The organism is Campylobacter sp. MIT 12-8780 (genome assembly GCF_006864535.1).
GTDB lineage: Bacteria > Campylobacterota > Campylobacteria > Campylobacterales > Campylobacteraceae > Campylobacter_D.
On sequence record NZ_QHLL01000011.1, the window covers coordinates 61,699 to 69,599 of the forward strand.

Below are 7,901 nucleotides of genomic sequence, written 5' to 3' on the forward strand. Positions count from 1 at the left end.
GCAATGACTAGCCTCATACTGCCCCCAAATGCCTTTTTAGATGAATATGTGCTTAATGCACAATTTCACAAAATAGCTGGTATTTCAAAAAATGCTTTTAAATTCTGGAAAAATGCGAGCATAGCAAGGTATCAAGGCACAAGGACGATCTTTTTACACAAATCTTGCATACTCAAAAAACACGCCAAAGCGTTAAAAGCTTGCGATGACTTAAATGGCTTTGTCTTAGCAAGCGCGTTTTGTTCTTTTACTACGCTTTCACCCTCTCATTTAGTAGCAAAAAATAACTCTTCGATCTATCAGCTCCTTGAAATCAAAGAGCTTTGCGGGATCAAATTTGTCAATCTCAAAGCCTTTTATGACTTCTTAGGGCTTGATTATAAGCATTATATTTATATAGAAAAATGCCATTTTTTTAGCCCTACTCCACTTGAAAAAAAGATCAAAATCACTTCAAGTTTATGCGTGGGGTATTATTAAGCTTTTTCATACACCCTACGCATTAAAAACGAAGTGCCAAAGGCAACAAAAGCAAGCACAAGCACATAAGCACTTAAACCATAGCTCATCAAACTTGTCGGCTCTTTAAGGGCTACACCATGGAAAAAGGCAGCAAGTTGAGGTGTAAAGCCCCCTGCTATAGCATAAGCGATATTATATGCAAAAGAAATTCCACTAAAACGAATATGAGGCTTAAATACATCGCTCATAAACACAGGGCAAAAGTTCATAATCCCAGCACTAAAACAAGTCAAACAATAAAGCCCTATCGTGCTGACTTGACTTGGCGAACTTGAATACAACTCTTTAAAAAACAAAAAGCTAAACACCCCAAAAGCGATACTAAAGGCTATGCATACCTTATATGGTTTGATTTTATCAGAGATTACTCCGCTTAAGATGATACCGCTGACTATACAAACAAGCCCAGAAATTTGAAAATAAGTTTTTTCAAAAGCATCAAGATTAAAACTCGGCATTTTGCTGATGAAATTTGGCATAAGCAAGATAAAAACCAAAATACAACCGGTTAAAACCCAAGTTACAAGCATAGACACAACAACGCCAAATTTTGAGCTTTTAAACACTTCTTTAAGCGGGAAAGTCACTAAAGCACTATCTTGTTTCATCTGCTGAAACACAGGTGTTTCTTCTAAAAAGCGACGCAAATATACAGAGATGATACCAAAAACCCCACCCAAAGCAAAAGGCACACGCCAAGCCCATTCTTCAATGGCTTCTTTTTCAAAAATCATATAAGTAAGCAAATACACCAAACTTCCAAGCAAAATTCCAGCCGTTACAGAAGCGGTTAAAAAGCCAAGATAAGTATTTTTTTGTTTATCAGGAGCATGTTCGTGTATGAAAACCCAAGCACCGGGCAATTCTCCACCCACAGCTATACCTTGACAAATTCGCACAAAGATCAAAAACAAAGGTGCAGCATAACCAATAGTTTCAAAAGTTGGCACAAGAGCAAGTGCAAAAGTAGGAATAACCATAAGCAAGATAGAAAGCATAAACATATTTTTTCGCCCAAATTTATCGCCAAAATGAGCCATAACAATGCCACCCAAAGGACGCGCTAAATACCCAGCCGCAAATATACCATAGGTATTGATAATCTTCCAAGTATCACTTAAACTTTGTGGAAAAAAATGCTCTGAGATAATAGAAGCAAAAAAGACAAAAATAATAAAATCATAAAATTCCAAAGTCCCTCCTAGCGAGGAAAGCCCTAGTGTTTTTATTTCTTTTTTGCTGAGTGTTTTTGTTTTCATAGGAATTTGCCCTTTCTTTTTTTCTTAAAAAGAATTAAGTTTGAATTATATCTAAGCCAAACTTTATTTAAGCTTTATTCCATCTCATAACTATCATCATAATCTTCATCGTCAAAATTATAATCGTCCTCATCGTAATTATAATTTCTTGAATGCTCACTTCTTAGATAATCATCTTCATCTTCATACGATAAAATATCTTCATCATCTAAGTCTTCAAATTCATCATCTTCAAATTCTCTCATTGAATTCCCCTTTTTTTATGAAAAATATTTCGCTCATTTTAGCTAAATTTTTACTCAATTTGTCTATAATCTTTTTAAAAATATCTCAAAAAGGTTATGAGTGCAGCTAAGTCATTTAGATGAAAATAACAGACCAAAAATGGTTAATGTTGCTGAAAAAGAGATAAGCTCGAGGCTAGCTAGAGCAAGTGGAGTGATCAAAGTAAGTCAAGAAGCTTTTCAAGCAGTAAAAGCAAAGTCTGTTAAAAAAGGAGCTGTGCTTGAAACAGCTGTCATTGCTGCGATTATGGGAGCAAAAAAGACAAGCGAACTTATCCCGATGTGCCATCCTTTAAATATCAGTGGTGTTGAAGTAGATATAGAAGAAGATGAAAAAGCGTGTGCTTTTAAGCTTTTTGTAAGCGTAAAATGCGAAGGTAAAACAGGGGTTGAAATGGAAGCCTTAAGTGGCGTAAGTATAGGGCTTTTAACCATTTATGATATGCTTAAAGCCATAGATAAAAGTATGGAAATTTCAAATATTGTTTTAGAGTATAAAAAAGGTGGCAAGAGTGGTGAATTTAAACGCATGTGATCAAAAGCCAGAGATTGATTATCCTACTTTTTGGGAGTATAAAATCATCTTTGAAAAAGGCGTAAATGCAAATGCAATTTGTCAAGAGCTTTTAGGGCAAAGAGAGTTTAGCTGCAAATTTTCACACGCAAGCAAAAATGATACATATCACAGCTTTTTACTCAGAGTTTTTGTTGATAGCGAAAAAGACAGGCTTGATCTTTTTGCAGCTTTAAAGGCAAGGGCTAAATTTGTGCTATAAAAAGGAAAAAAATGAAAAATGCTTTAATTATATTTGAAAACACACTTTCAGGACACAAGGATAAGGCAAATGAACTTATCGAGGATTTGGGTTATAATCTTACTTTTAAAGAATTAAGTGATGAAAAAGTAAAGGTAGATGAGCTTTTGTTTGATTTTTTAGAGGTGCTAAAAAAGCTTGAGCTTTTAAACAATGAAAATACAACCTCTTTAATCAAAGCCTTAATTCGTGCTAAAGTGAAAAAAGAAGAGGAAAAGCTATATCAGCATATAAACGAAATGAGCGTGCTTAGAGCAAAGATAGAAGAGCAAAAAAATGTGATTAAAAACACCATCAGTCAAAATTTTTATGAACTTAAACAAAGCATAGAAAAATCAGACTTTAAAGAAGAAATTTCCACAAGTTTAAATGATGCTTTTTTATTTGAGGCTGAAATGCTTGGAATTTTAAGAGAAATAGCTGAAAGTGCCTTTATAACAACTTTAGAAAAGGGTGATGATATAGAACTTGAATCAAGCGAAATTGCTAAAAATTTAGTTTATAAAACTATTTGTGAGCTTGAATTTGAAAAAGAACGTATTTTAAAAAGCACACAAATCGTGCTTAATACAGCATTTGAGTTAGCTAATGAATCTAAAAACTATGCTAAAGAACTTTGCATAGGCGTGGTTAAGGGCACGCAAGAAGGCATAGCTTTAGGTATAGAAAAATTTAAAACCAGTTTTAATTACTGCACACTTGAAGAAGATTTAAGCAATAAAGAAAAAGAGCTTATCGATATAGAATACGATTTTATCACACTTTTAAGGCTTGAAGCAAAGAAAAGCGATGAACCGGTGCAAAGCATTATCAAAAATTTACTTGAAAATGAGCTTGATACTTTGTTTGCAAAACTCAAAAGACTTGCAAGCGAAAGTAGAGAACAACTCTTACTTATGCTTAATGATCTTAAGAAAAATCCTAAAATTAACGATTTTGGCAAACTCGCCCAAAGCAAAATCAATATCTTTAAAAAAGAAATTAGCGATTTAGAACAACTCACAAGCGAGCGTTATAAAGACTTTAACACTCAAGAAGCCAAAAAACTCGGTATTAATTTATGGGAAAAAGCAAAGAAATTTATAGGAAAATAAAAAACAATTTAAATACATAAAAACTCTAAGTTTATACAAGCTTTTAAAAGGCTCTTTGATGAGCCTTTTGATTTTATTTGTGTGGATTATGAGTGTGTGGGTTACTTCCGTGTGGAGCTTTTCTGTGAGGATTTACACCTGTTTTACCGCTAAGGTGCATAAGCTCGCCTTTTGTGTCTATCTTATAAGCTTGTCCAAAGCCTTTTACAAAGCTTCCTTCTTGATAAGTGAGTTTCACAAGATGAAAATCAAGCATTTCGCGGATAATTTTTATCCCACCGCCACTGCCATTTCTTTTTTCAAATTCATCAAAGATGATGTCAAAGTCCGCGCCTCTTTCGATAAATTCAGTTTTTACTCTATAGCGAAGTCTTTTTCTTAAGATTACAGAAGCTGCCTTGCACTCATCTTCTAAAAAAAGCACTTCAACATTGCTAGGATTGTTTTTGATATTTGAAGTATGTTCAGCAACTTCGCTGATATAGATATAATCGCCCTTTTGACTTTGAATAAGCGGCGCATAAGAACACTCAACCTCACCCTTAGCATTGATAGTTGCAAGGCAAATCGAGCCAAAACCAGCCTTAAACTCATCAAGTTCTTTTTTCACTGCTGTATAATCAACGCTTGATTTTACACTCTTGCAAAGCTCAATAATCGCATTTTTAAGAGCCTCTTCATCTTTTGCTTTAACAGGAAAATCTATGCGAAGTTTTTCACCACCATTATATACTATATCAAGCCCTTCTAAATCCACACTTTTAAGGCTGATATCTTCTACCTTTTCAACAGCACCAAATTTTTTACACAAATCAATAAGATTTTCTTTGTGATGATCATTCATGTGCGAAATAATGCTTTCAACGCTCATTGTTTTCTCCTTTTTAGAAATTAAATTTATCAAAAAAATGATAGCTAGTATTGCTTTAATATATGCTTAAAAATCTTTGCTTAAAAAATATATTGCGATTAAATATCATACTAAGAAAATTTTAAAGAAAATAAGGTTAGAATATGGCTTTAAATTTCGATAGAAAACGAAGTATTTGAAAGATATTTTTGATAAATACTTTGTTTTAAATTGATAAAACAAATCACAACTAAGAATGGTTTTTATGATTTCTAAGCGTTTATTTATAAGCTTTATTTTCATTATCTTTGCTTATATAGTCATTTTTCTTATTGCCTTAAACATTGGTGAATCACAAGCTAGCTTTACAGAGATTGTCACTGCGCTTTTTGATGAGGATTCAAAACTAAGAACAATAGTCCTTGAATCCAGAATGCCCCGTCTTGTCATGGCTATACTTATCGGTATGCTCTTAGCAAGCTCTGGAGCAGTAACTCAGACTATATTTTCAAACCCAATCGCTGATCCTTATATCATCGGCATAGCTTCAGCTGCGACTTTTGGGGCAGTTTTAGCCTATATGCTTAAGGTGCCTGATTATTATTATGGATTTTTTGGTTTTGCGTGTTGTTGTTTGTTTGCCTTGCTTATCTTTAAAATGTCTAAACGCTCAAGCATAGCCACTTTACTCATCATCGGTATAGCTGTATCATCATTTTTAGGGGCTTTTACTTCATTTTTTGTGTATTATATAGGCGAAAATAGCTTTAAGGTTATGGCTTGGCTTATGGGTTATTTAGGGCTTGCAAGCTGGGATAAGATAGCTATTTTGCTTGTGCCATTGTGTTTTTGTTTATTGTATTTTTACGCTCATAAAAACGAACTTAACATTATCTTAAGTGGTGATGATGAAGCAAGAAATTTAGGCGTTGATGCAAGCAAAGTGAAAAGAAATTTACTCATAGTCTCATCTTTAGCTGTTGCTTTTGGCGTAGCTTTTAGCGGACTTATAGGCTTTGTGGGGCTTATCGTGCCTCATATCGTGCGTTTAATGCTTAAAAATTATAACAATATCCTTGTTTTACCGCTTTGCACCTTACTTGGTGGGCTTTTCTTACTTTTTTGTGATTGTTTAGCAAGGACAGCTCTTGCTCCTGTTGAAATCCCTATAGGCATTATCACTTCTTTATTTGGAGCACCGATTTTTTTAATGCTTGCTCTTAAAGCAAGGCGGTTTTTATGAGTATAAATATAGAAAATTTATCTTTTGCCTATGAGCATAAACCCTTGCTTGAAAGCTTGAGTTTTAAGATTGAAGAAGGTGCTTTTTTTGGAATTTTAGGACCAAATGGCTCTGGTAAAAGCACTTTGATGAAAAATATGCTTGGAATTTTAAAGCCAAGTAGTGGAAGTATTTATTTTTTTGATAAAAAAGTGCAAGATTATGGTATAAAAGAGCTTGCAAAAATCATAGGCTTTGTGCCACAAAAATCAGAACTCATGATGCCTTTACTTGTTCAAGATGTCTTGCTTATGGGACGTTATTCTGCTTTACAAAGTGCTTTTGCAAGCTATACTCAGCAGGATTTAGAGCAAATGCAAGAAGTTGCCGAGCAAGTAAGGATTGAAAAATTTCTTACAAGAAATATACTTTCTTTAAGCGGTGGCGAGTTTCAAAGGGTGCTTTTAGCTAGAGCCTTGCTGAAAAAGCCTCAAATTTTACTCTTAGATGAACCAACCTCAGCCCTTGATATGAACTATGCTATCGAACTTTTAAGCTTGTGTGAAAATTTGCTTAAAAAGCAAAAGATCACTGTGGTGGCTATCTTACATGATTTAAATCTTGCGTCTATGTTTTGTGATGAAATTATCTTTTTAAAAGAAGGAAAGCTTCGTTATAAAGGTAGCACAAAAGAACTTTTTACAAAAGAGATTTTAAAAGAAATTTATGATTTAAATTGTGAAGTTTTGCTTCAAAATAATCAACCTTATATCTTACCTTTAAAGGAAAAATGATGAAAAAAATACTTTGTATATTAACATGTTTGCTTAGCTTTGCACTTGCCAAAGAAGAGCGTTTAGTTGTGCTTGATCCAGCCAGCATAGAAATCATTTATATGCTAGGAGCTGAAGAAAGCATCAAAGGCATAGCAAGCCTTCAACACAGCAATATCTATCCAGCCGAAAAAACAAGCAAACTTGAAAGCGTAGGAAGCTTTTCAAATCCTTCAGTTGAAAAAATCCTTGCGCTTGAACCAAGCCTAGTTATCTTAAGCTCATATTCTTTAGCTTTGGAGCCAAGATTAAAGAATTTAGGCGTAAAAACCTTATATATGGAGGCTTCAAGGCTTGATGATATGTATAAAAACATAGAAACTTTAGCCAAATATCTTAACAAAGTCAAAGAAGGACAAGCTTTAATTGCTAAAACCAAAAAAGAGCTTGAAGAACTCAGCAAAAGTCCACTTCATAAAAATGCCATTTTTCTTTTCTCAAGCAATCCTTTAATGGCATTTTCAGATAATTCTATGATTGCTGATATCTTAAGACTTTTAGGCATTGAAAACCTTACCCCAAAAAGTGATATTCAAAGACCGATGATCTCAGGCGAATACATACTTGATAAGGACCCAGACCTTTTAATCATAGGGCTTCAAGCTACTGATATAAAAGCTTTAGTTGATCAAAATCCTATCTTAAAACACACAAAAGCCTATAAAAATAACAATTTATATGTTTATGAAAAAGTGCATACCCTACTTCGCATAAGCCCAAATATCACAAATTCAATTAAAGATTTTAAAACAATGCTTGAAAGCAAGGTAAAACAATAAACACAACACCCAAACCTTAAACTCAAATCAAGTTTAAGGTTTGATTTAAAAGTTTAAAAGCTACTTATGCTTTAATATTAAAACTTCTTCTTCCGAGCATCTTCAAGTATATTTTTTGCAATACTATTAACAGTATCAGAAATAACAGAACTATCATTAGCAATCTTCACATTATCTTGAGTTACACTTTCTATATGAGCTACACTTTCATTGATTTGAGTAATACCTGCAGTTTGCTCTTTA

10 protein-coding genes and 1 pseudogene are annotated in these 7,901 nt (G+C 33.6%); 7 read left to right on the top strand and 4 right to left on the bottom strand.

Features of this window, described 5'->3' with window-relative positions:
• Nucleotides 1–3 precede the first annotated feature (3 nt).
• Nucleotides 4–480 (top strand): cysteine permease, encoded by a 477-nt coding sequence (locus tag DMB95_RS08505; RefSeq protein ID WP_142931711.1) that lies wholly within the window; start codon nt 4–6, stop codon nt 478–480.
• Here the strand turns inward: DMB95_RS08505 and DMB95_RS08510 are convergent.
• Together DMB95_RS08510 and DMB95_RS08515 are read right to left on the bottom strand one after the other, a co-directional pair.
• Nucleotides 477–1,781: an MFS transporter gene (locus tag DMB95_RS08510; protein ID WP_142931712.1), complete on the bottom strand. Its 1,305-nt coding sequence runs from the start codon at nt 1,779–1,781 to the stop codon at nt 477–479. The two genes, DMB95_RS08505 and DMB95_RS08510, sit on opposite strands and share 4 nt — an antisense overlap.
• Nucleotides 1,782–1,855: 74 nt before the next feature.
• Nucleotides 1,856–2,026: a highly acidic protein gene (locus DMB95_RS08515; protein ID WP_142931713.1), complete on the bottom strand. Its 171-nt coding sequence runs from the start codon at nt 2,024–2,026 to the stop codon at nt 1,856–1,858.
• Nucleotides 2,027–2,126: 100 nt separating this feature from the next.
• Between DMB95_RS08515 and moaC the strand changes: the two genes are divergently transcribed.
• From moaC to DMB95_RS08530, 3 genes are read left to right on the top strand one after another with little or no spacing between them, the layout of a single operon-like run.
• Nucleotides 2,127–2,600, top strand: a complete 474-nt coding sequence (moaC, locus tag DMB95_RS08520) for a cyclic pyranopterin monophosphate synthase MoaC (RefSeq protein ID WP_142931714.1) — start codon at nt 2,127–2,129, stop codon at nt 2,598–2,600.
• Complete coding sequence (locus tag DMB95_RS08525) at nt 2,578–2,841, top strand: HP0495 family protein (protein WP_137633342.1); 264 nt, start codon at nt 2,578–2,580, stop codon at nt 2,839–2,841. The genes moaC and DMB95_RS08525 overlap by 23 nt, the downstream gene beginning before the upstream one ends.
• An 11-nt stretch (nt 2,842–2,852) precedes the next feature.
• Complete coding sequence (locus DMB95_RS08530) at nt 2,853–3,974, top strand: hypothetical protein (RefSeq protein WP_142931715.1); 1,122 nt, start codon at nt 2,853–2,855, stop codon at nt 3,972–3,974.
• A 73-nt stretch (nt 3,975–4,047) separates the two neighbouring features.
• Here DMB95_RS08530 and DMB95_RS08535 read toward each other — a convergent pair whose 3' ends face one another.
• The gene (locus tag DMB95_RS08535; protein WP_142931716.1) at nt 4,048–4,845 is read right to left on the bottom strand and encodes a HugZ family heme oxygenase; all 798 of its coding nucleotides are present in this window, start codon (nt 4,843–4,845) and stop codon (nt 4,048–4,050) included.
• Between the two features lie 235 nt (nt 4,846–5,080).
• On the opposite strand from DMB95_RS08535, the gene DMB95_RS08540 reads away from it, so the two are divergent.
• The 3 genes from DMB95_RS08540 to DMB95_RS08550 are packed head-to-tail and all read left to right on the top strand — an operon-like array spanning nt 5,081 to nt 7,658.
• On the top strand, nt 5,081–6,067 hold the full coding sequence (locus DMB95_RS08540; protein ID WP_142931717.1) for a FecCD family ABC transporter permease: 987 nt from the start codon (nt 5,081–5,083) through the stop codon (nt 6,065–6,067).
• The gene (locus DMB95_RS08545; protein ID WP_137633338.1) at nt 6,064–6,840 is read left to right on the top strand and encodes an ABC transporter ATP-binding protein; all 777 of its coding nucleotides are present in this window, start codon (nt 6,064–6,066) and stop codon (nt 6,838–6,840) included. Before DMB95_RS08540 ends, DMB95_RS08545 begins: the two co-directional genes overlap by 4 nt.
• Nucleotides 6,840–7,658, top strand: a complete 819-nt coding sequence (locus tag DMB95_RS08550; RefSeq protein ID WP_137633337.1) for an ABC transporter substrate-binding protein — start codon at nt 6,840–6,842, stop codon at nt 7,656–7,658. Before DMB95_RS08545 ends, DMB95_RS08550 begins: the two co-directional genes overlap by 1 nt.
• A gap of 77 nt (nt 7,659–7,735) precedes the next feature.
• On the opposite strand, the pseudogene DMB95_RS09790 reads toward DMB95_RS08550, so the two are convergent.
• Nucleotides 7,736–7,901, bottom strand: a pseudogene (locus DMB95_RS09790) (methyl-accepting chemotaxis protein); the annotation flags it as partial.

Excerpts from the sequence above, each read along its gene's own strand:
- DMB95_RS08505 (WP_142931711.1), top strand. The coding sequence starts at position 4 with ATGACTAGCCTCATACTGCCCCCAAATGCCTTTTTAGATGAATATGTG.
- DMB95_RS08515 (WP_142931713.1), bottom strand. The coding sequence starts at position 2,026 with ATGAGAGAATTTGAAGATGATGAATTTGAAGACTTAGATGATGAAGAT.
- DMB95_RS08540 (WP_142931717.1), top strand. The coding sequence starts at position 5,081 with ATGGTTTTTATGATTTCTAAGCGTTTATTTATAAGCTTTATTTTCATT.
- DMB95_RS08550 (WP_137633337.1), top strand. The coding sequence starts at position 6,840 with ATGAAAAAAATACTTTGTATATTAACATGTTTGCTTAGCTTTGCACTT.
- DMB95_RS08530 (WP_142931715.1), top strand. The coding sequence starts at position 2,853 with ATGAAAAATGCTTTAATTATATTTGAAAACACACTTTCAGGACACAAG.
- DMB95_RS08545 (WP_137633338.1), top strand. The coding sequence starts at position 6,064 with ATGAGTATAAATATAGAAAATTTATCTTTTGCCTATGAGCATAAACCC.
- DMB95_RS08510 (WP_142931712.1), bottom strand. The coding sequence starts at position 1,781 with ATGAAAACAAAAACACTCAGCAAAAAAGAAATAAAAACACTAGGGCTT.
- DMB95_RS08535 (WP_142931716.1), bottom strand. The coding sequence starts at position 4,845 with ATGAGCGTTGAAAGCATTATTTCGCACATGAATGATCATCACAAAGAA.